Origin of the sequence: Allosphingosinicella sp. (assembly GCF_036570505.1) — a bacterium.
In the GTDB taxonomy this organism is placed as follows: Bacteria; Pseudomonadota; Alphaproteobacteria; order Sphingomonadales; family Sphingomonadaceae; genus Allosphingosinicella.
Map to the genome: position 1 here is coordinate 1 of NZ_DATCYB010000021.1, position 20,779 is coordinate 20,779.

22 protein-coding genes are annotated in these 20,779 nt (G+C 67.0%); 16 read left to right on the forward strand and 6 right to left on the reverse strand.

Features of this window, described 5'->3' with window-relative positions:
- Together VIR62_RS01620 and VIR62_RS01625 are read right to left on the reverse strand one after the other, a co-directional pair.
- A partial coding sequence (locus VIR62_RS01620) for a molybdopterin cofactor-binding domain-containing protein (RefSeq protein WP_431868120.1) occupies window positions 1-1,102 on the reverse strand: 1,102 nt, incomplete at its 3' end.
- Window positions 1,103-1,155: 53 nt separating this feature from the next.
- Window positions 1,156-2,850 carry a class I adenylate-forming enzyme family protein gene (locus VIR62_RS01625; RefSeq protein ID WP_431868121.1) on the reverse strand — a complete coding sequence of 565 codons (1,695 nt, stop codon included), beginning with the start codon at window positions 2,848-2,850 and terminating at the stop codon, window positions 1,156-1,158.
- 69 nt (window positions 2,851-2,919) lie between these two features.
- Here VIR62_RS01625 and lgt point away from each other — a divergent pair, with 69 nt between their 5' ends.
- Genes lgt through VIR62_RS01660 form a run of 7 tightly spaced genes read left to right on the forward strand, consistent with a single transcriptional unit; the run spans window position 2,920 to window position 9,517 of the window.
- Window positions 2,920-3,795 carry a prolipoprotein diacylglyceryl transferase gene (gene lgt / locus VIR62_RS01630; RefSeq protein ID WP_431868122.1) on the forward strand — a complete coding sequence of 292 codons (876 nt, stop codon included), beginning with the start codon at window positions 2,920-2,922 and terminating at the stop codon, window positions 3,793-3,795.
- Between the two features lie 27 nt (window positions 3,796-3,822).
- On the forward strand, window positions 3,823-4,854 hold the full coding sequence (locus tag VIR62_RS01635) for a class I SAM-dependent methyltransferase (protein ID WP_431868155.1): 1,032 nt from the start codon (window positions 3,823-3,825) through the stop codon (window positions 4,852-4,854).
- Between the two features lie 2 nt (window positions 4,855-4,856).
- Window positions 4,857-5,378: an N-acetyltransferase family protein gene (locus tag VIR62_RS01640; protein WP_431868123.1), complete on the forward strand. Its 522-nt coding sequence runs from the start codon at window positions 4,857-4,859 to the stop codon at window positions 5,376-5,378.
- Complete coding sequence (gene pgeF, locus VIR62_RS01645; RefSeq protein WP_431868125.1) at window positions 5,362-6,126, forward strand: peptidoglycan editing factor PgeF; 765 nt, start codon at window positions 5,362-5,364, stop codon at window positions 6,124-6,126. The genes VIR62_RS01640 and pgeF overlap by 17 nt, the downstream gene beginning before the upstream one ends.
- 11 nt (window positions 6,127-6,137) lie before the next feature.
- Entirely contained in the window at window positions 6,138-6,767 is a 630-nt protein-coding gene (locus tag VIR62_RS01650) for a glutathione S-transferase family protein (protein ID WP_431868126.1), read from the forward strand.
- Window positions 6,764-8,170 (forward strand): SLC13 family permease, encoded by a 1,407-nt coding sequence (locus VIR62_RS01655; RefSeq protein WP_431868128.1) that lies wholly within the window; start codon window positions 6,764-6,766, stop codon window positions 8,168-8,170. The genes VIR62_RS01650 and VIR62_RS01655 overlap by 4 nt, the downstream gene beginning before the upstream one ends.
- 39 nt (window positions 8,171-8,209) lie before the next feature.
- Window positions 8,210-9,517 carry a cystathionine gamma-synthase family protein gene (locus VIR62_RS01660; RefSeq protein ID WP_431868129.1) on the forward strand — a complete coding sequence of 436 codons (1,308 nt, stop codon included), beginning with the start codon at window positions 8,210-8,212 and terminating at the stop codon, window positions 9,515-9,517.
- 27 nt (window positions 9,518-9,544) lie between these two features.
- Here VIR62_RS01660 and VIR62_RS01665 read toward each other — a convergent pair whose 3' ends face one another.
- Window positions 9,545-10,222 carry an HAD family hydrolase gene (locus VIR62_RS01665; protein WP_431868131.1) on the reverse strand — a complete coding sequence of 226 codons (678 nt, stop codon included), beginning with the start codon at window positions 10,220-10,222 and terminating at the stop codon, window positions 9,545-9,547.
- A gap of 89 nt (window positions 10,223-10,311) precedes the next feature.
- On the opposite strand from VIR62_RS01665, the gene VIR62_RS01670 reads away from it, so the two are divergent.
- Genes VIR62_RS01670 through VIR62_RS01685 form a run of 4 tightly spaced genes read left to right on the forward strand, consistent with a single transcriptional unit; the run spans window position 10,312 to window position 13,764 of the window.
- Entirely contained in the window at window positions 10,312-11,424 is a 1,113-nt protein-coding gene (locus VIR62_RS01670; protein ID WP_431868133.1) for an MlaE family lipid ABC transporter permease subunit, read from the forward strand.
- Entirely contained in the window at window positions 11,421-12,227 is an 807-nt protein-coding gene (locus tag VIR62_RS01675; protein WP_431868156.1) for an ABC transporter ATP-binding protein, read from the forward strand. Before VIR62_RS01670 ends, VIR62_RS01675 begins: the two co-directional genes overlap by 4 nt.
- The gene (locus VIR62_RS01680) at window positions 12,227-13,171 is read left to right on the forward strand and encodes an MlaD family protein (RefSeq protein ID WP_431868135.1); all 945 of its coding nucleotides are present in this window, start codon (window positions 12,227-12,229) and stop codon (window positions 13,169-13,171) included. Before VIR62_RS01675 ends, VIR62_RS01680 begins: the two co-directional genes overlap by 1 nt.
- On the forward strand, window positions 13,171-13,764 hold the full coding sequence (locus tag VIR62_RS01685) for an ABC-type transport auxiliary lipoprotein family protein (protein WP_431868137.1): 594 nt from the start codon (window positions 13,171-13,173) through the stop codon (window positions 13,762-13,764). Before VIR62_RS01680 ends, VIR62_RS01685 begins: the two co-directional genes overlap by 1 nt.
- Here the strand turns inward: VIR62_RS01685 and pepN are convergent.
- From pepN to VIR62_RS01700, 3 genes are all read right to left on the reverse strand, one after another.
- Window positions 13,761-16,349, reverse strand: coding sequence for an aminopeptidase N (gene pepN / locus VIR62_RS01690; RefSeq protein WP_431868139.1), 2,589 nt, complete (start codon window positions 16,347-16,349; stop codon window positions 13,761-13,763). The two genes, VIR62_RS01685 and pepN, sit on opposite strands and share 4 nt — an antisense overlap.
- Window positions 16,350-16,433: 84 nt before the next feature.
- Window positions 16,434-17,342, reverse strand: coding sequence for a DMT family transporter (locus tag VIR62_RS01695; protein WP_431868141.1), 909 nt, complete (start codon window positions 17,340-17,342; stop codon window positions 16,434-16,436).
- Window positions 17,339-18,340: a threonine aldolase family protein gene (locus VIR62_RS01700; RefSeq protein WP_431868143.1), complete on the reverse strand. Its 1,002-nt coding sequence runs from the start codon at window positions 18,338-18,340 to the stop codon at window positions 17,339-17,341. Before VIR62_RS01700 ends, VIR62_RS01695 begins: the two co-directional genes overlap by 4 nt.
- 132 nt (window positions 18,341-18,472) lie before the next feature.
- Here VIR62_RS01700 and VIR62_RS01705 point away from each other — a divergent pair, with 132 nt between their 5' ends.
- The 5 genes from VIR62_RS01705 to pdeM all read left to right on the forward strand — a co-directional run.
- Window positions 18,473-18,901, forward strand: a complete 429-nt coding sequence (locus tag VIR62_RS01705) for a PilZ domain-containing protein (protein ID WP_431868145.1) — start codon at window positions 18,473-18,475, stop codon at window positions 18,899-18,901.
- Between the two features lie 24 nt (window positions 18,902-18,925).
- Window positions 18,926-19,276, forward strand: coding sequence for a PilZ domain-containing protein (locus tag VIR62_RS01710; RefSeq protein WP_431868147.1), 351 nt, complete (start codon window positions 18,926-18,928; stop codon window positions 19,274-19,276).
- A 52-nt stretch (window positions 19,277-19,328) separates the two neighbouring features.
- Window positions 19,329-19,808: an MgtC/SapB family protein gene (locus VIR62_RS01715; protein ID WP_431868149.1), complete on the forward strand. Its 480-nt coding sequence runs from the start codon at window positions 19,329-19,331 to the stop codon at window positions 19,806-19,808.
- A gap of 159 nt (window positions 19,809-19,967) precedes the next feature.
- A complete protein-coding gene (locus VIR62_RS01720) occupies window positions 19,968-20,129 on the forward strand; it encodes a hypothetical protein (protein ID WP_431868151.1) in 162 nt (53 codons plus the stop codon).
- A gap of 42 nt (window positions 20,130-20,171) precedes the next feature.
- Window positions 20,172-20,779: ligase-associated DNA damage response endonuclease PdeM (gene pdeM / locus VIR62_RS01725; protein ID WP_431868153.1), on the forward strand; the 608-nt coding region annotated here is incomplete at its 3' end.

Sequence of the window (20,779 nt, forward strand, 5' to 3'; positions counted from 1 at the left end):
CGCTCAGCGTTTCCAGCGGTGCATTGGGCGCGGCACCGGCCGAATAACGGGCGCGGTAGATCGGCCCCAAGGCATAGGCCGCCTCTATATCGCCGCGTCCGAACACGCGGACACCCTCGTCAGCCTCCAGCGCCGTCGCCAGCGCTGCCTCGATTCCTGCGCTGCTGATCGGGTCTTCGGGTGCGCCGAAGGCGGGCTTCATCGCCTCGACGGCGCGGTTGGCGGCCCACCAGTTGCTGGCGACCACCCCGACCCACCAGGGATTTTCGAAAAGGGCGATCACGCCCGGCACGGCCTCCGCCGCATCGCGGTCGATCCGCAGCAGCGGCCCCCCGCCATAGGGACCCCGCCGAACCGAGGCGTAGACCATGTCGGGCAGACGCACGTCGCCCGCGAAGCGGGCGGACCCGTCGACCTTGGAAGGAAGGTCGAGGCGGGGCAGCGGCCGTCCGGCCAGTCGGTTCTCGAGACCGCCGCGGACGGGGAGATGTTCGGGCAGCTCCAACGTGGCTGCCTTCTCGGCCAATTCGCCGAAGCCGATCCGTTGCGGCCCGTTGACGACGAAGCCGCCTTGCGTGTCGAGCCTCTCCCAGTCGGCGTCCCACCGCTCGGCCGCCGCCATGCTGAGGAGGGCCCGGGCGGCCGCCCCCGCCTCGCGCAGCGGCGCCTCGAACGCTCGGATGGAGGTCGAGCCGCCGGTCAGCATCAGTGCCACTCGCCCGTCATGCTCCCCGGCCGCCCAGCGTGCGACGCCGCGCCATGCGGAGGGGATGGAATCTTCCGGCGCATCACCGGCGAGAAAGGCGTTCGCGTAGAGCGGACCGATCGGCGCCGGTTCCACCGCCACCGTCCGCCAGTCGGCGCCGAGCTCGTCGGCGAGGATCTGCGGCAGGCTGGTATAGACGCCCTGCCCCAGCTCCGCCTGCGGCACGGCGACGATGACGCGGCCGTCGGTGGCGATCTTGAGGAACGCGTTGAACAGGGATTCGCCCTCGGCAACGCGCAGGTTGGGTGGGTAGACTCGCGGCCATAGGCTCCAGGCGACCAGCAACCCCACACCCGCGCCCCCGCCGATCAGCAGTCCGCGCCGGCTGATGCCCATTCCTGTCCCGCTCGAAGCCATCAGTGCCTGATAATGACGCGGCGTCGAGGCGGCTAGTGCATTGGCGCGGGCTGGCCGAGCTCCGCCCGGTAGCGCTCTCTCAGCGTGACCTTGTCGACCTTGCCGGTGCCGAGCTTCGGCAGCGGCTGGTGATGGACCCAGATATGGACGGGATGCTTGAACCGGGCCAGGCGCCCGTCGAGGAACGCCCGCAGAGCCTCCTCGTCGAGGGCGCGGTCGTCCTCGCTGTAAATCACGGCCACCGGCATTTCTCCAAGCCGATCGCAGGGCAAGCCGAAGACGCTCGTTTCGGAGACGGCGGGATGGGCATAGAGCGCGGCCTCCACCTCCTGGCAGCTGATATTCTCGCCGCCGCGGATGATGACGTCCTTCTTGCGGTCGACGATGAAAAGATAGCCGTCCTCGTCGAGATAGCCGATATCGCCGGTGCGGACGTAGCCGTCGGCGGTGAAGAGGACCTTGGTCGCCTCCGGATCGCGCCAGTAGCCGCTTATATTAGCGGCGGAGCGGATGGCGATCTCGCCGTGTTCGCCTGATGGCAAGTGACGATCGTCCTCGCCGAGGATCGCGACCTCGACCAGGGGCGCCTGCGCGCGCCCTGTCGAGGCGGGCTTGTCGGCGTAGTTGGACCAGAAGTTGCTGCATCCCACCGCATTGGTCTCGGTCAGGCCATAGCCGAGTGCCGGCTGCGCGCCCTGGAAAGCTTCCTGGAGGCGCTTCACATGGCTGACTGGCCGTGCCGCGCCGCCGGCGGCGATGTCGGTGAGCGAGGAAAGATCATATGAGTCGCGGTCCGAATGCTGCATCAGCTCCAGGCTCATCGTCGGCACGCCGACGAAATAGGTGACCGTCTCCTTCTCGATCAGCCTGAGCGCCTCGCCCGCGTCCCATTTGGGCAGCAGCACCATGCCCCGGCCGACGACGAAGCTGTTCAGCATCACCGGCACTTCGCCCGTGACATGGAACAGCGGTACGGCGACCATCGTGCGCGGCGGAGGCGGCGGGCGACCCTCGCTTTCGAGAATGCCGCGCAAGGTCGCGAGGCCGATCGCATAGGCATAGGTGCCGGTCGTCACCGCATGATGGGTCGAAACCGCGCCCCTGGCCTTGCCGGTCGAGCCCGAGGTGAAGAGGATCGTCGCGTCATCCTCGGGCTTCACCTGGGGCAGCGCGCCGTCGCCATTGCCTTCATCGAGAATCGGCGCCAGCGCCTCGTGCAGCGGTCGCTCGATCGGGAGCGTCACCGTCTGCAGATCGAGGCCCGTCGCTTCGATCCGCTGGGCGCGGGGAGTATCGGCGATGACGAGCTTCGGCTCCGTCAGCTCCAGCGCATGCCTCAGCTCGTCCGCCTGCCACCAGCCGTTGACCAGCACGGCGACCGCGCCCGCCTTCAGCACGGCCATGTAGCAGACGATCCAGCTCGGAGCGTTGCGCATGGCGATCGCCACCCGGTCGCCCTTGTGGATGCCGAAACCGCTGGCCAGCGCATGGGCGAGCCGCGTCGCCTCCTCGTTGAGCTCGGCGAAGGCTAGCCGCTCGCCGCCGGCGATGACGGCGATCGTCTCGGCATGAAGGGCGCAGAAAGCATCGAACAGGCCGGGCAGGGTGGGCGGCAGGTTGGTAACGACAGCGCGCCCCTCCTCATCATGGCCGACGCGGATTCGGCCGCTCTGGCCCGTCACCACTCCCATCACGGCGTCGAACTTGCGGTCGAGCTCACTCGGCACCCAGATTCTCCTGCTCTTCCGGTTTTCTCTTCACGCCACTATGAGGGCGGAAAATCGAAGGGGAAAGCCTTGTTACAGCCGGAAATCGCCGCCCTCGCCGCTGACGCTACGGCAGCCTTGCGCTGGGACAGCCTCGGCCTCGATCCGGTCGCGCTCGATCTCGGCTTCTTCCAGCTCCGCTGGTATTCGCTTGCCTATCTCGCCGGCATCGTCCTCGGCTGGTGGTATCTGCTGAAGCTGATCGAAAAGCCCGGCGCCCCCATGGCCCGCCGCCATGCCGACGACATGGTCTTTTACGCGACGCTCGGCATCCTGATCGGCGGCCGGCTCGGCTACGTCCTCTTCTACCGGCCCGAATTCTATTTCGAGAACCCGCTGGAGATATTGCAACTGTGGGATGGCGGCATGTCCTTCCATGGCGGCGTCATCGGGGTCAGCCTCGGCATCTTGTGGATGGCGCGGAAACACGGCCTCGATTGGCTCCGCATCCACGATTATGTCGCCTGCTGCGTCCCCTTCGGCCTGTTCTTCGGTCGCCTCGCCAATTTCGTGAACGGCGAGCTTTGGGGGCGGCCTACCGACGTACCCTGGGCTATGGTCTTCCCCTCAGGCGGCGAGGTGGCGCGCCACCCGAGTCAGCTTTACGAGGCGGGCCTGGAGGGCATCGTGCTCGGCCTCCTCCTCTGGTTCCTCTTCTGGAAAACCGATGCGCGCTACCAGCCGGGCAAGCTCGTCGGCACCTTCATCCTGGGCTACGGCATCAGCCGCTTCCTGGTCGAGTTGGTCCGCCAGCCCGACGCGGGGCTGGAGAACCTCTCCTGGGGCCTCACCATGGGCCAGACCCTGACCGTGCCGATGATCCTGGGTGGCATCTATCTCATCGCCACCGCCAAGGGCCGCCGGCAGCGGGTGGAGCCGATCGCCGGAAGCGAGAGTGTGGCCTGACTCGGCCACCAGCCTCCGTTGTCTGATATCTCCGGCCGCCTTACCCGCCTGATCGCGACCGCCGGCCCGATCTCGGTCGCCCAGTATATGGCGGAGGCGAACGCGCATTATTACGCCGGCCGCGATCCGCTGGGTGCCGAGGGCGATTTCACCACCGCGCCCGAGATCAGCCAGATGTTCGGCGAGCTGATCGGCCTGTGGCTCGCCGACCTTTGGATGCGGGCCGGGCGGCCGGCGACGGCGCATTATGTCGAGCTGGGGCCGGGGCGCGGCACGCTCGCCGCCGATGCGCTGAGGGCGATGCGCTCGGCGGGCCTGCAGCCGCCGGCCAATCTTGTGGAAACCAGCCCGACCCTGAGCGAAGCCCAGGCGGAGCAGGTACCGGCAGCGCGCTGGCACGGCGATGTCACGACCCTTCCGGACAATGTGCCGCTGCTGATCGTCGCCAATGAATTTTTCGACGCGCTGCCCATTCACCAACTGGTCGCAACGAAGACGGGCTGGCGGGAAAGGCTGGTGACGGTGGAGGAAGACCGGTTCGTTCCGGCCGCCGGATCGCCGAGGCCAGGGAAGTCCGTTCCCGAGCGGCTCCGCCACGCCACGCCGGGGAGCATCCTCGAGACTTCGCCCGCTTCCGTCGCCGTCGTCCGCGAACTGGCGCGGCGGATCGCCGCGCAGGGCGGCGCCGCGCTGATCGTCGACTATGGCCATGAGCGAACAGGCCTTGGCGACACGCTGCAGGCGGTGGAACGCCACGCCTTTGCCGATCCGTGGCAGGCGCCCGGGACACGCGACCTTACCGCCCATGTCGATTTCGAGGCGCTGGAGGACGCGGCGCAAGCGGAGGGCGTCCGCGTCAGCGGACCCCGAGATCAGGGTGACTGGCTGAAGACGATGGGCATCGACCTTCGCGCCGCCTCGCTCACGAAAGCGGCGCCGGAGAGCGGAGCCGACATCGCCGCCGCCCGCGATCGGCTGGTCGCCCCGGACCAGATGGGCAGTCTGTTCAAGGTCATGGCGCTGGTCGCGCGCGGCTGGCCCGAACCGGAGGGCTTTTGAAGATGAAAATGCGCGACGCCGGGCCGGACGACGCGGCGCGGCTGGCGGCACTCGGCCGCCAGAGCTTTACCGAGACCTTCGGCCATCTATACAGGCCCGACGATCTGGCCGCCTTCCTTGCCCATCACACCGACGAGCGCTGGGCCGAGGAATTGGCCGATCCCGCTTATGCCGTTCGCATCGTCGAGGCGGAGGGGGAGGCGATCGCCTATGCCAAGATCGGCCCGCGCTCGCTTCCTTTCGAACCGCGCGGGCCTTCCATCGAGCTTCGCCAATTCTATGTCCTCGCACCCTGGCACGGCAGCGGCATCGCGGCCAAGCTGATGGCATGGGTAATCGCCGAGGCGAAGGCGCGCGGCGCGCAAGACCTGTACCTCTCCGTCTTCATCGACAATCACCGCGCCCGCCGCTTCTATGCCCGCTACGGCTTCGAATATGTCGGCGATTACGACTTCATGGTCGGCAATCACGCCGATGTGGATCATGTGATGCGCCTGTCGCTGGAGGATGCCCATGCCGGTTGAGGTGATCCGCTCCAGGGCGTTCGAGGGCGTGTCCCACGGCTTCCTGGGTCGGCGTGGCGGCGCCTCCATCGGTGTCTGCGCGGGTCTCAACGTCGGCCTCGGCTCCGACGACGATCGCGAAGCGATCCGAACCAATCGCCGACTCGCCGTCGAAGCGGTCGCGCGCGGCGCCGACCTGGTGACGCTGCATCAGGTCCATTCCGCAACCGCCATTGCCGTGGCGGAGCCCTTTCCCGATAACGCCCGCCCCCGTGCCGACGCGATGGTCACGGACCGCCCCGGCCTTGCCCTTGGCATCCTGACGGCCGATTGCACGCCGGTCCTTTTCGCAGACTGCCAAGCGGGCGTGATCGGCGCCGCCCATTCCGGCTGGAAAGGCGCGATTGGCGGGGTCGCCGAAGCGACCGTCGCGGCGATGGAAAAGCTCGGCGCCGACCGCGCCCGCATTGTCGCCGCCGTCGGGCCGACCATCGCCCGCAAATCCTATGAGGTGGACGAGGCCTTCCTGCGCCGCTTCGTCGAGCAGGCGCCGGAGAATGAGCGCTTCTTCGCCGGCGGGCGGGCGGGGCACCATCAGTTCGACCTCGAAGCCTACGTCGTCTCTCGCATTGCCGATGCCGGGATAAACCGCATCGACGCGCTGGGGCTGGACACCTACTCCGATCCCGATAGGTTCTTCAGCTATCGCCGCGCAACGCATCGCGGCGAGGCGGATTATGGGCGCCAGATCTCGCTGATCGCGCTTTAGGGGGAGGATGAATGGCGCTTTGGCGGCTTTACGGCGCGCGCGGCTGGGGATCGACCCTTGCGGAAGGCGTGCTGGCCTGGGCCGGCGTCCCGTTCGAGTTCGAGGATGTCGAAGGTTTCGACACGCCGGGGCCGGAGCGCGACCTCCTTTTGGCCGTCAATCCGCTCGCTCGCGTGCCGACGCTGGTGGCACCCGGTGGCGCGGTGCTGACCGAAAGCGCCGCCATCGTCCTGCACCTTGCCGAGCTTCATCCCGAAGCCAAGCTCGCCCCGTCGGTGGCCGACTCCAAACGCCCCGCCTTCCTCAACCGGCTGATCTGGTTCGTCTCGGCCGTCTATCCGACCTTCACCTATCGCGATTATCCCGAGCGCTGGGCTCCCGGCGCGGCGGAGCAATTGACGGAGCGGGTTGATGCCTTCCGCCTATCGCTCTGGCACCAGTTCGAGGAGGAGCTGGGTAATGGCCCTTGGATACTGGGCGATGAGCCGTCCGCGCTCGACCTCTATGTCACCGTCATGTCACGCTGGCGACCGCGCCGCGCCTGGTTCGCCGAGCACTGCCCGAAGCTCCACGCCATCGCATTGAAGGGCGAGGCGCTGCCGCAGCTGGCGCCGGTGATGAGGCGTAATTTCCCCGAATGACCGCCGCGCGGATCGGCCTGTGGGGCGGCCTCGCCGTCTTCGCCATCATGCTGATGATGCCGGCGCCCGAAGGCATGCCGGTGGAGGCCTGGCGCGCCTCGGCGCTGGTGCTGCTGATGGCGGCCTGGTGGATGACGCAGGCGCTGCCGCTCACCGCCACCGCCCTCCTCCCCTTCCTCGCCTTCCCGATGTTCGGGGTCATGAGCGCCAACGAGGCCGCCGCGGCTTATTATTCGCCGATCCTGTTCCTGGTCCTCGGCGGCGCGATCATCGCCCTGGCGATCGAGCGGACCGGCCTCCACCGCCGCCTCGCCCTCGCCATCATCAGCCGCGGCGGGACGACGCCCGCAGCTTTGCTCCTCGCCTTCATGACCGCGACGGCGATTTTGAGCTTCATCGTCTCCAATACCGCCACCACCCTCATCATGATTCCGATCGCGGTCGCCGTGCTGCACGCCGCCAGGATCGGCGAGGGCGAGACGGACGGCTTTCCGGGCGCGCTGGCCATGGGCATCGCCTTCGCCGCTTCGATCGGCGGGCTCGGCACCCTGGTCGGCTCGCCCACCAACGCCATCGCCGCCGGCATCATCGAGCGCTCGACCGGGCTCCACATCGATTTCCTCACCTGGGCGATCTACGGTCTGCCGCTGGTCTTCGTCTCGATCCCGCTTTGCTGGCTGATCCTGCTCAAGATCCAGCGCGTGCGCCCGGAGGATTTCGACGGCGAAGCTGCCCGCGCCGGCATCGGCGAGATGCGACCGTGGAGCGTCGCCGAGAAACGCCTCGTGCCGCTCGTGGCGGCGGTCGTCGTCGCCTGGGTGCTGGTGCCGCTCCTGTCGCCTCTCCTTCCGGATGACGCGCTCACCGACGGCACAGTCGCCATCCTCGGGGCCCTGCTCCTTTTCGTCATTCCCGACGGCACTGGGCGGGCCATCCTCAACTGGGAGGAGGCCAACCGCGCGCCCTGGGGCGTCATCATGATGTTCGGCGGCGGCCTCGCGCTGGCGGCAGGGATCACTGAATCCGGCCTCGCGACCTGGCTCGGCACAGCGCTCCAGCCGCTCTCGGTCGTGCCGCCGCTGATCGTCGCCCTGGTGTTGGTGGCGCTGGTCATCCTGGTCACCGAATTCGCCTCCAACGTCGCCACGGCGAGCGGAATCATCCCAGTCGTCGGCAGCCTCGTCCTCGCCACCGGCGCCGACCCGATCCTGCTGGCGCTCCCGGCGGCGATGGCGGCGAGCTGGGGCTTCATGCTGCCGTCCGGCACCGGCCCCAACGCCATCGCCTGGGCCACCGGCCACATCGCCCTTCCCCGGATGCTGAAGGCGGGGCTCCTGCTCGATCTCGCCGGCATCCCGATCATGGTCGGGATCGTCTGGGCGGTTGCCGCTCTCATCCACTAGGTCTAGGCAGCATCCGACCCCGGTCCAGGAGAGCCTCACGTGAACGACGAATCCGACATCAGCGGCACCACGCCGCGCCGCCGCCCCAAGCCGGACGTGCTGGAAATTGGCGGGCGGAAGCTCAAGCCCTCGACGCTGATGATGGGCCATGGCTTCGACCCGGCGCTGTCGGAAGGCTCGCTGAAGCCACCGATCTTTCTCACCTCCACCTTCGTCTTCGAGACCGCGGCGGCGGGCAAGCGCCATTTCGAAGGCGTTACCGGCAAGCGCCCAGGCGGTGCCGAGGGCCTTGTCTATTCGCGCTTCAACGGGCCGGACCAGGAGATACTCGAGGATCGCCTGAGCGTCTGGGAGGATGCGGAGGAGGCGCTGACCTTCTCGAGCGGCATGTCGGCCATCGCGACCCTGCTCCTCACCTTCGTCCAGCCGGGCGACGTGATCGTCCATTCCGGGCCGCTCTACGCCGCGACCGAGACGCTGATCGCCCGCATCCTCGGCCGCTTCGGCATCCAGTGGCTCGATTTTCCCGCCGGCGCGACCCGCGAGGAGATCGAAAGCGTGATGGAGCGGGCCAAGGGCTTGGGCCGCGTCTCGCTCATCTATCTCGAAAGCCCCGCCAACCCGACCAACCAGCTCGTCGACGTGCAGGCGGTCGCCGCCGCGCGGGCGGCGCTGTTCGACGGCGAGGGCCACCGCCCGCCCATCGCCATCGACAATACGTTCCTGGGCCCGCTCTGGTCGAAGCCGCTGGAGCATGGCGCGGACCTTTCCGTCTATTCGCTCACCAAATATGCAGGCGGCCACAGCGACCTCGTCGCCGGCGGCATCGTCGGCGCCAAGGCGCTGCTCGACCAGATCCGCGCCATGCGGAACACGATCGGCACGATCACCGACCCGCACAGCGCGTGGATGCTGCTGCGCAGCCTCGAGACACTGGAACTCCGTATGACCCGCGCGGGCGAGAATGCGGCCAAGGTATGCGCCTTCCTCCGCGACCATCCCAAGGTCGAGAGCGTCGGCTATCTCGGTTTCCTGAAGGATGACCGGCAGGCCGATATCTACAAACGCCATTGCACCGGCGCCGGCTCCACTTTCTCGCTCTACCTGAAAGGCGGCGAACGTGAGGCTTTCGCCTTCCTCGATGCGCTCAAGATCGCCAAGCTCGCCGTGAGCCTGGGAGGCACCGAGACCCTGGCAAGTGCCCCGGCGGCGATGACCCACCTGTCGGTCCCGGACGAACGCAAGAAGGCGCTCAACATCACCGACAATCTCGTCCGCATCTCCATCGGCGTCGAGGATGCGGACGATCTCGTCGCCGATTTCGATCAGGCGCTGAGCGCGATCTAATTCCTCCCCAGCTTTTGCTGAGGAGGGTTATCTACTCCAGTCCAGGACTTCCCAGCCTTCCGCCTTGGCGACCTTGATCAGGCGCTCATGGGCATTGGTGGCCACGGGCTCGTCGGACCAGTGGTGGACGACCGAATCCGACACATGGTCGGAATAGAAGCGGATATGGACCGCCTCGCGAGTCAGGCCTTCGCGTTCCAGCCAGTTCTCGATCATGGCGAGCTTGGCGTCGCCGTAGCAGTTGCTGCCCTCGATACGGGCGATGATGCGGCCCTTGGCGTCGAGCTGCGTTTCGGTGGCGATCACGTCGCGAATGCCGAGCCGCTCGGCGATGGCGCCGGCATAGAGGCGGTAGGAGGCGGTCGCCATGACGATGCGGCGGCCGGCGTCGCGGTCGGCGGCGATGCTGGCGCGGGCGCCCGGGAGGATGTTGGTCGCCACCTGCCGGTCGGCGAAGCTCTGGATGACTGGCTCAAGCCGCTTTGGATCGGTCGCGCCGCCGATGAGGAGGCGGTAATTGATCTCCTTGAGGCGCGCGCGGCCGACAAGCTTCAGCCCATAGGCCAGCATCGACAGCGGGACGAGCGGCAGCAGGACGAGCCGCCACGGCGCAAGGCGCGAGGCGGCATGGATCAGGAAAGGCGTGTAGGTTGCCCGCCGCGTGATGGTGCGATCCATGTCGTAGATGGCGAGCGCGGCCTTCATGGAACCCGCGCAAGCACAGGAGCACAGGGCTTGTCCACTCCCTTCCCCACGCTTGCCGCTGTCCCCGAAATGAAGCATCGTCCCGCCGCATGAATGTCGCAGCCGCCGATTTCAGCCAGTCCGAGGAGAATGGTGCCTGTCATCTGCGCTTCACCGGGCGTTTGACCTTGGCCCGGATCGGCGATTTGCCAGAGCGGCTGGAGGAAGTGCACGCCGAGAAGCTAGTGGCGGACGTGTCCCAGGTCGAGCGGATGGACACCGTGGGCGCCTGGCTGATCCACCGCCTGGTCCGCGACCAGGGCGCCGAGGTGGTGGGGGCGGACGAGGATCAGGCACTGCTCCTCCAGCAGGTGGCGCAGTCGGATCAACTGGTAAAGGTGCGACCGGATCGCACGCCGCCGCTCTATCGCGTGCTCGGGCAAGTCGGCGAATCCACCAGCGTGGCGCTGCGCAGCCTCCTCGGGTTGCTCGCCTTTTTCGGCGCCCTGCTCATCGCGACCTGGAACATCATCAAGCATCCGAGCCGCTTTCGGTTCAACGCCGTCGTGCAGCGTTTCGAGGTCGTGGGCGTCCACGCGCTCGGCATCATCGGCCTGATGAGCTTCCTCGTCGGCATCGTCATCGCGCAGCAGGGCGCGGTGCAGCTTCGTCAGTTCGGCGCCGAAGTGTTCACCATCAACCTCATCGGCCGTTCGGCGGTCAAGGAGCTGGGCGTTTTGATGACCGCGATCATGGTCGCGGGCCGGTCGGGCTCGGCTTTCGCCGCGCAACTCGGGGCCATGAAACTCAGCGAAGAGGTCGACGCCATGCGCACGATCGGGGTCTCGCCGATGGAAGTGCTGGTCTTCCCTCGCGTGCTCGCGACGGTACTGATGATGCCGCTGCTCGGCTTTTACGCGGCGCTGTGCGCGCTGGTTGGGGGCGGTCTTTTCACCTGGATCTCGCTCGATATCCCGCCGATAACCTTCGTCCAGCGCATACGCGAGGTGGTGCCGATGACGGACCTGTGGGGGGCGCTCATCAAGGCGCCCGTCTTCGGCCTCATCATCGCCATGGCCGGCTGCTTCCAGGGGCTGCAGGTGGAGGGCGACGCCGAGGAGGTGGGACTTCGCACGACCACCGCGGTCGTCCAAGGCATCTTCCTCGTCATCGTCCTCGACGCCTTCTTCGCCGTCTTCTTCACCGAGATCGGATGGATATGAACGGGCGCGGCGAAACCATCGTCGAGGTCAAAGGCCTCAGGAACAGCTTCGGCGAGCAGATCGTGCACGAGAATCTCGATCTCGAGGTCCGGCGCGGCGAGATACTGGGCGTCGTCGGCGGCTCCGGCACCGGCAAGTCGGTGCTGATGCGCTCGATCATCGGCCTCCAAACCCCCGACGAAGGCGAGATCACCGTCTTCGGCGAGCCGATGATCGGCCGAGGCGAAGAGGAGGGCAAGGATATCCGCCGGCGCTGGGGCGTCCTCTTCCAGGGCGGGGCGCTGTTCTCGACCCTGACAGTGGCCGAGAACGTCCAGGTGCCGATCCGCGAATATTATCCCAATATCGGCGAGACGCTGCTCGACGAGATCGCCTCCTACAAGATCGTGATGAGCGGCCTTCCCGCCGACGCCGGGCCCAAATTTCCGTCCGAGCTGTCGGGCGGCATGAAGAAGCGCGCCGGCATCGCCCGCGCCCTCGCGCTCGACCCGCAGCTTTTGTTCCTCGACGAGCCGACCGCCGGCCTCGACCCGATCGGCGCCGCCGGCTTCGACGAGCTCATCTCGGAGCTGCGCGACGCGCTCGGCCTTACCGTCTTCCTCATCACACACGACCTCGACACGCTCTACGCCATCTGCGACCGTGTCGCGGTGCTGGCCGACAGGAAGGTGGTCGCGGTCGGAACGATCGACGAACTCTTGGCTTTGGACCATGAATGGATACAGGATTATTTCAGGGGTCCCCGCGGGCGTGCGGCCGAAAGAACGGCCGGCGCGGCGGCCAGGGAGAGCGCTGAGAGCTGATGGAAACCCGTTCGAATCATATCCTCGTCGGCGGCGTTGTGCTGGCCCTAATCGTGGCCGTGCTCGGCTTCATCATCTGGCTCAGCCAGGTGTCCGGCGAGGATAACAAGGAATATGACATCTTCTTCAAGCAGGCGGTCGACGGCCTCGCGAAAGGGTCCGCGGTGAGCTACAACGGCGTGCCGGTGGGCCAGATCGAGTCGATCAACCTCGACCCCAGAACGCCTCAATTCGTCCGCGTACGCATCGCCGTGCGCGAGGAGGTTCCGATTTTGGAGGGCACGACGGCGACCATCGAGGGCGTCGGCTTCACCGGCGTTTCCCAGATTCAGCTTGATCCCGCACCGGCCGGGGCGCCGCCGATAAGCGGGGAAGGTCCCTATGGCGTGCCCGTCATTCCCACCAAACCTGGTGCGCTCGGCGAACTTCTCAGCAGCGCCCCCGAGCTGCTCCAGCGCGTCTCGACCTTGACCGAAAGGCTGACCGAACTATTGGCCGACCGCAACCAGGCCTCGATCGCCGCGATCCTCGACAATATGGAGGAGATCAGCGGATCGCTCGCCGAACGGGGACCCGAAATCGCTGCCACCCTGGCCGAGGCGCGCGTCGCTATCCGTCAGGCGGGCGATGCGGCGGAGGAGTTCGGGGAGCTCGCCGACACGACCGACCAGTTGCTCGCCGACGACGCCCGCCCGCTCATCAACGACCTGCAGCAGACCGTCCAGGCGGCCGAGCAGAGCATGAAGAACCTCGACCTGGTCATTTCCGACGCGCGGCCCGGCGTGCAGGCCTTCTCCAACCAGACCCTGCCCGAGATCGGCCAGCTCGTCCGCGACCTTCGCGCGACGTCGCAGGCGCTTCGCTCGGTGACGGAAAAGGTCAATCAGCAAGGCGCGGGATCGATCATCGGCGCGGAGAAACTTCCAGATTATGAGCCGCGATAATGAGATATAAGCTTGCCTCGCCCATCATCACGATGGGCCTCGCCCTTGCCCTTTCGGGTTGCATCAGCTTCGGCTCCGATCCGCCCCCCTATTTCCTGACGCTCGAGCCCGCCGCGACGGTGGCTCCCGCGACGAGCCGGACCGCCGCCGCCAACGAGGCGATCACGGTGGTGCCGCCGAGCCTTCCCCAGGCGCTCAACACCAATCGCGTGCCGGTCCGCTCCGGCGGGACGGCGGTGGCCTATCTAAAAAACGCCCAATGGGTGGAGACGCCCGACACGCTGTTCGGCCGCCTGCTATCGGAGACGATCACCGCCCGCACCGGCCGCGTCGTCCTCGATCCGCAGCAATTCACCTTCGATCCGGGCGTCCGCCTCACCGGCCAGCTACAGAGTTTCGGCGTCGATGCGGATGCGATGGAGGCGGTGGTGACCTATGACGCTGCCCTGGCGCGCGGCGCCGACGCCATCGAGACGCGCCGGTTCGAAGCCCGCGTCCCGGTCGCCGCCGTCGACACCGCGTCGGTCGGGCCCGCCCTCAACCAGGCGGCCAACCAGGTCGCGACCGACGTCGCCACCTGGATCGGCGGTTAGCCCAAGCTCTTCGAGGCCTGCTCGAATACGTCCTTGGAGAGGCCCTTCGTCCCGACGATGCGCTTGAGCTCCGCCTGCATCAGCGCGGCGCGCGCCTCATCGAACCGCCGCCAGCGCCCCAGGGGCGGCACCAGCCGCGCGGCCGCCTGCGGATTCAGTTTTTCCACCGCCAGGATCATGTCGGCAAGGAAGCGGTAGCCGCGTCCGGACGGATCATGGAACGCCCGTTGATTGGCGGCGAAAGCGCCGACCAGCGAGCGCATTCGGTTGGGATTGGCAAGAGTGAAGTCGCCATGCTTCGCCAGCGTCTCGACCATCGCCGCCGTATCGTCCCGGGTCGACAGCGCCTGCACCGAGAACCATTTGTCGAGCACCAGCGCGTTGATCCGGTAGCGCCGGTAGAAGGCGTCCAGCGCCGCCGTGCGCTCGCCCGCGTCGCTGTTCGAAAGAATGCCGAGCGCGCCCTGACGGTCGGTCATGTTGTCGGCGCCCTCGAATTGCGCCATCGCCATGGCCGCCGCGTCATCCGCCCCACCCGCCATCAGGTAGGCGAGCGCCACTGTCCGCAGGCGCCGCGCGCCCTTGGCCGAGGGCGAGGTTTCGAAACGGTTGGCGGCGGTCGCGGCATAGGCGTCGCGCCACAGCGCCCGAAGCTCCTCGCCGAGATCGGCCCGAAGCGCCTCGCGCGCGGCATGGATGGCCTCGGGATCGACGACCAGCATCTGGTCGCCAATGAAGGCTTCGGTCGGGAGCAGCACCGCCTCGGCGATGAAGGCGGCATCGAGCCGCTCATCCTCGAGCGTGCGCCGCACCGCCTCGATCACCGGCCCATGCGTTGCCTTCGCACCCGAGATTGCCGCGACCAGAGTATCCAGCATCAGCTGCTGCATCGCCTCGTAACGGGCGAACGGGTTGTCGTCGCTGGCCGAGAGGAAGGCGAGATCCTCCGCGCCTCGGTCGCTTTCGATGATGACCGGCGCTGAAAAGTCGCGGTTGATGGATAGCACCGGCCGCTCGCCGATCCCGTCGAAGACGATCTTCTGGTCGGCCTCCTCCAGCACCACCAGCCGGTCGGCATATTTCTCGCCGGTGAGCTCGCCGAACAAGGCGACCTTGAGCGGGATCGGCATCGGCTTCTTGTCGGTTTGCCCCGGCGTCGGCGGCAGTTCCTGCGCCAGCTCCAGATGGGCGCGTCCGTCGCCGGCATGGTGGCTCAGGGAGGCGCGGACGCGCGGCGTGCCGGCTTGGTTGTACCAGAGGCGGAACCGGGTCAGGTCGCAACCGCTCGCATCTTCCATGGCGGAGACGAATTCCTCGCAGGTCGCCGCCTCGCCGTCGTGCCGCTCGAAATAGAGATCGGAGCCGGCGCGGAACTTCTCCTCGCCCAGGATGGTGTGCATCATCCGGATGAGCTCGGCGCCCTTGTTGTAGACCGTCGCCGTGTAGAAGTTCGAAATCTCGATATAGCTTTCAGGCCGCACCGGATGGGCCAGCGGCCCGGCATCCTCCGGGAATTGTGCCGCGCGGAGCATCCGTACATCCTCGATCCGCTTGACCGCCGGCGAACCCTGGTCAGCCGAGAATTGCTGGTCGCGAAAAACGGTGAAGCCTTCCTTCAGGGATAGCTGGAACCAGTCGCGGCAGGTGACGCGGTTGCCGGACCAATTGTGGAAATATTCGTGCGCGACGACACCGGCTATGGCGTCATAATCCGCATCCGTCGCCGTGTCGGGGTCGGCCAGGATGTATCGCGAATTGAAGATGTTGAGGCCCTTATTCTCCATCGCGCCGAAGTTGAAGTCGGAGACGGCGACGATGTTGAACACATCAAGGTCATATTCACGGCCATAGACCCGCTCGTCCCACGCCATCGCCGCCTTCAGAGAGGCCATGGCGTGCTCGGTCTTGGGCAGGTCCGCATTCCGCACCCAGATGCCGAGCTCGACGGTCTTGCCGCCGGAGGTGACGAACTGGTCGCGATTGGCGGCGAGGTCGCCCGCCACCAGCGCGAAGAGGTAGCAGGGCTTGGGGAAGGGATCGTGCCACTCCGCCCAATGCCGACCCTCCGCGGCGTCGCCGGACGCCACCGGATCGCCATTGGCCAGCAGCACCGGATAGCGCGCCTTGTCGGCCGTCATCCTGACCTTGTAGCGGGAGAGCACATCCGGCCGGTCGGGGAAGAAGGTGATCCGCCTAAAGCCCTCGGCCTCGCACTGGGTGCACAGGTTCCCACCCGATTCGTAGAGGCCCATCAACTGGCTGTTCGAATTGGGCGAGATTTCGACAATCGTCTCGACCGTCGCCTTGTCGCCCGACAGCGAAATGGTCAGCACCCCGTCGGCATAGCGGTGCTCGACGGGCCGCCCGTCGACCCGCACCCCCACCAGCGCCAGATCCTCGCCATCGAGCCGCAGCGGCGCGTCATGCTGCCCGTTGCGCTCGACCGAAAGCGTCGCCCGCACCACCGTCCGGTCCGCCGCCAGATCGAACTCCAGCGCGATTTCCGGCACCAGCCAGTCCGGCTCCCGATAATCCTGGCGAAGAACGGCGGCGGGTGGGGCGGAGACTTTCAGGGCGTCGAGCATAGGGTGCATCTAGGTCGCGACGGGGCGCGGTGCAATGCAATGACACCTATCGCGTCGATGGAGTGAAGCAGTATGAGGGTTCGGCTAGGCCCGTCGCGCCCTCAAGGCGATAAAGAGCCCCGCGAGGGCCAGCCCTCCGCCGGCGACGGCCAGCGAGGACCAGCGATAGCCTTCGAAGAGCGTCGAGAAAGCCATGGCGATGATCGGGACGAGCAGGCTGGAATAAGCGGCGCGGCCGGGGCCGATGGCGCGGATGATCGAGAAATAGAAAGTGAAGGCGAGCGCCGAGCCGAACAGGCCGAGATAGAGAAGGCCGAGCCAGTAGCCGAGGCGAAGCTCGATGACGGGCGGGCCGTCGAGGAGCCAGGCGGCGCCGGCATTGGCGAGGCTGCCATAGGCCATGCTCCAGGCGATCATGACGAGGACGGGCCGGGCACCCATCCGCTCGGTCGCCTGCATGACGTTGGCGACCGAGGCGCACAGGACGGCGAGTAGGGCGAAACCGAGGCCCAGAAGCACTTCATCAGTCGTGGCGGTGGTGGCACGTATTTCCTGGATGAAGAGCAGGACGACGCCCGCCATGGCGATGGCCGAGCCGAGCAGGAATCGGCCGCCGATCGGATGCTTCAGGAACAGCCAGGCAAGGGCACTGTTCGGCACCAGCAGCAGCGCGAAGATCACCGCGACCAGACCGGAGGTGATGTGCTGCTCGGAGGCATAGACGAAATTGTAATTGAGGAAGAATTGGAGGAGGCCGAGCAAAGCGGCGAGGGCATGCCCTTCGCGCCCGATTATCAGCGACTGGCGGGTCGCCCGCGCATAGGCGAACAAGGTCGCGCCGGCGATGATGAAGCGGTAGGTGACCGACCAGGTCGGCGGCACCGCCCCCAGCTGATCCTTGATGACGATCCAGGTCGACCCCCAGATGAGGGTGATGACGATGAAGGGGATGAGGACGCGCGGCTGAAGGAACGCGCGGTCGTGATCGGTCACAGGCTCCTGATCGCCTCTGCCAGCGCCTCGACATGAGCGGGCTCGCTGTTCCAGCTCGTCACCAGCCGCGCTTCGCCGGGGCCCCAGTCGTAGAAATCGAACCCTTTCGCCCGCAGCGCCGCCGCTTCTGGCGGAGAAGCCTTGAGGAACACCTCGTTCGCCTCCACCGGAAGGACAAGCCGGCCTCCCGCCGCGGCGGCAAGCCGGGCGGCGGCGTCATTGGCGGCGCGGGCGTTCTTCATCCATACGCCGTCCTCTAGCATGGCGAGGATCTGCGCGGCGAGATAGCGGCCCTTCGAAAGGAGATGCCCGGCGCGCTTGCGGCGATAGAGGGTCGCGGCGGCGAGATCCGGATCGAAGAAGATCAGCGCCTCGGCCGACATCCCGCCATTCTTGACGAAGCCGAAGCTCAGCGCGTCGATCCCCGCGCGCCAGGTGAGGTCCGCCGGCGCGCAGCCGAGCCGCGCCACCGCATTGGCGAAACGCGCCCCGTCCATGTGGAAGCCGAGACCACGCGCCTTGCAGAGCCGGCCCAGCGCCGCGACTTCCTCGGGCGTGTAGACGAGGCCATATTCGGTCGCGTTGGTGATCGACAGCGCATGCGGCTGCACTTGGTGGACGTCGTTTCTGACGGTCGCCAGCACGGCCTCAACCGTCTCCGGCGTCAGCTTCGCGCCCTCTCCCTCGCCCAGCAGCAGCTTGGCGCCATGGGTGTAGAATTCTGGCGCGCCGCACTCGTCATTCTGGATATGGGCGTCGCGATGGCAGACGATGCTGCCGTGGGCTGGACAGAGCGCCGCCAGCGCCAGCGAGTTGGCCGCCGTCCCCGTCGCCACCCATAGCGCCCTGATGCGCCTCTCGAACAGATCCGAAAAAGCGTCGTCCAGTCGGGCGCTCCACGCATCACCATCATAGGCGGTATCGAGACGGTTCGCTTGCCCGAGTGCCGCCATGGCCTCGGGGCATACGGCGGCGGCATTATCGGAGAAAAAGCGCATGGGGGCGGCATTAAGGTGCGGGGGCGCGGCGTCAACGCCGATGTGGGTTAGAAAGAATACGCGCCGGCGGTTTACCTCTGCTTAGGGCCGGTTTCCTATCTTATTGGCGCCTTAAGGGGGTGGCGAGTAAAGATGGGCGTAGAAACATTCGGCGAAGTCTCTCGTACCAGCCAGCGGCGGGCCAAACGCTCGCGCGTCCTGCTGAGCGCGCGCCTGCGGACGGACGCCGGCGAGTTTGATGCCCGCCTCAGGGACTTGTCGCGCAAGGGCGCGCTCGTCGAGTGTCAGGGAGACCTGTCGGTCGGCGACGAGATCATATTCACGCGCGGTCAGACGGTCGTTCCCGCGCGGGTCGCCTGGATAGGCGGCAACCGGCTGGGCATCGAGTTCCTGCAGATGATCGACGAGAGCGAGGTGCTCGTCCACATCTCGAAACCGCCAGCCAAGCCTCGGGAGCGCTTCCGCCGACCCCGGATCATGGGCGAGGATTTCACCGAGGAGGAACGCAAGCTCGCGAAAATCTGGGCACGGTCGGTCGGCATCGCCGCGCCGGGCGATTGATTTTATGGGGAGGCGGCCGGAATCATGAACGGACCCACGTTCGCCGCCGGAATTGCCGGCCTCACCGGAGAGCTGACGACCCGGGTTCCGGCCCGGGAACGCCGCGCCAGGCGCACCAAGGTCTCGCTCGACGCCGGTCTCAGGCAGCGCGGGGCGAGCGGCGTCACCGTCGAAATGCTCGACCTCTCCACGCATGGCTTCAGGGTTCGCACGCACCTTCTCCTGGAGCCGGGCGCCGACATCTGGCTCAAGCTGCCGGGGCTGGAAGCCCTCCATGCGCGCGTCGCCTGGGCGGAAGGGGCGGAGCTCGGCTGCGCCTTTGCCCAGCCGCTGCACCCTGCCGTCCTCGAGATGGTCGTTCGCCGGCCTTCCTGACGCGAGCAGCGCCGACTGGACGGGCGAGGCCGGCGCATTGTAACGCTGGGCGATGCTGGACACCGACCCCCTCGCCCTGTTCACCGTCGGCGACCTCCTGCTCCGTCTGGGGATGGCATCCGGCATCGGCCTGCTTCTCGGCCTCGACCGAGAGATGCGTGGCCATGAAGCGGGGATCAGGACCCATGCGCTGGTCGCGCTCAGCAGCGCGATGATCATGGTCTCCTCGCTCATCCTCTACGACCAGCTTCGCGGCGACGGTGCGGCCCCCGATCCGCTGCGCGCGATCCAGGGGCTCAGCCAGGCGATCGGCTTCATCGCCGCGGGCCTCATCTTCGTGCGTCGCGGCGAGGTCCGCAACATGACGACGGCCGCCAACATCTGGATCGCCTGCGCGATCGGCATCGCCTGTGGCGCCGGCCAATATGCGGTGGTGGCGATCGGCGCGGGCCTGGCGCTCATCCTCCTGACCCTCATCAAGCTGTTCGAGCGCTATCTCCCATCCGAGAAAATCGACGAGCAAATGGATTGAATCGGCGCCATCGGCGCCCCAGATGCACCTTCGTCGTCCGGCCGGACACCTTCGTCTAAGGGTGCTCGATCGCGATTCACCTCCGGTTTAGGTGCGGTCAGGCAGACGATTCGCATATGTGGCGTAACGGAAGGCGGTCTGCAGGACCGAGACACGGCAATGACGATCAAACAGAAGTTGCAGAATCCGTTCGCGCTGGTGGCGCAGGGCTTTGTCGCCGGCGCCCTCATGCTGTGGGTGACCGCGCCCTCCGAGAGCGATGCCCCGCAGTCGCCTCCCCCGGTCGAGAGTGCCGCGACCGCCGGCGAATCGCAGGCCTGACCCCGACTTGAAAGCCGCGCGGGTCCGGCTATAGCCGGCCCTGTGGTTCCCTTTTCGTTCTGTGGTGTCGAATTAATGGCGTTGCCGCAAGGCGCGCTGTTCTGGCCAGCGCGGCGCGCGCTGCTGGTCGCCGACCTACATCTCGAAAAAGCGAGCTGGTTCGCGCGGCTCGGCCAGATGCTACCGCCCTACGATTCGATCGCCACGCTCTCCGATCTGACCGTCCTGGCCATGAGCAGCAGAGCGCAGGAAATCTGGTGTCTCGGAGACAGCTTCCACGACCGGGACGGCTGCAACCGGCTGCCCCGGCGGGCCCGGGAGATGCTGAGCACCCTGACTGCCTCGACTCGCTGGACATGGATCACCGGCAACCACGACCCCGGCTTCGCCGATCATTGCGGCGGTGCGATCGTCGAGGAAGCGGCGGTGGACGGCCTGATCCTTCGCCATGAAGCCGATCCCGCCGAGCCCAGGCCGGAACTGTCAGGACATTTTCATCCCAAGCTCCGCATCACCCATCGCGGCCGCCACGTCTCGCGCCGCTGTTTTGTCGCGGCCGAACGAAAGCTGATCCTGCCAGCGTTCGGCGCGCTGACGGGCGGTCTCGACGCAAGCCATCCTGAAATCGTTCGCGCCGCAGGGCAGGCCGC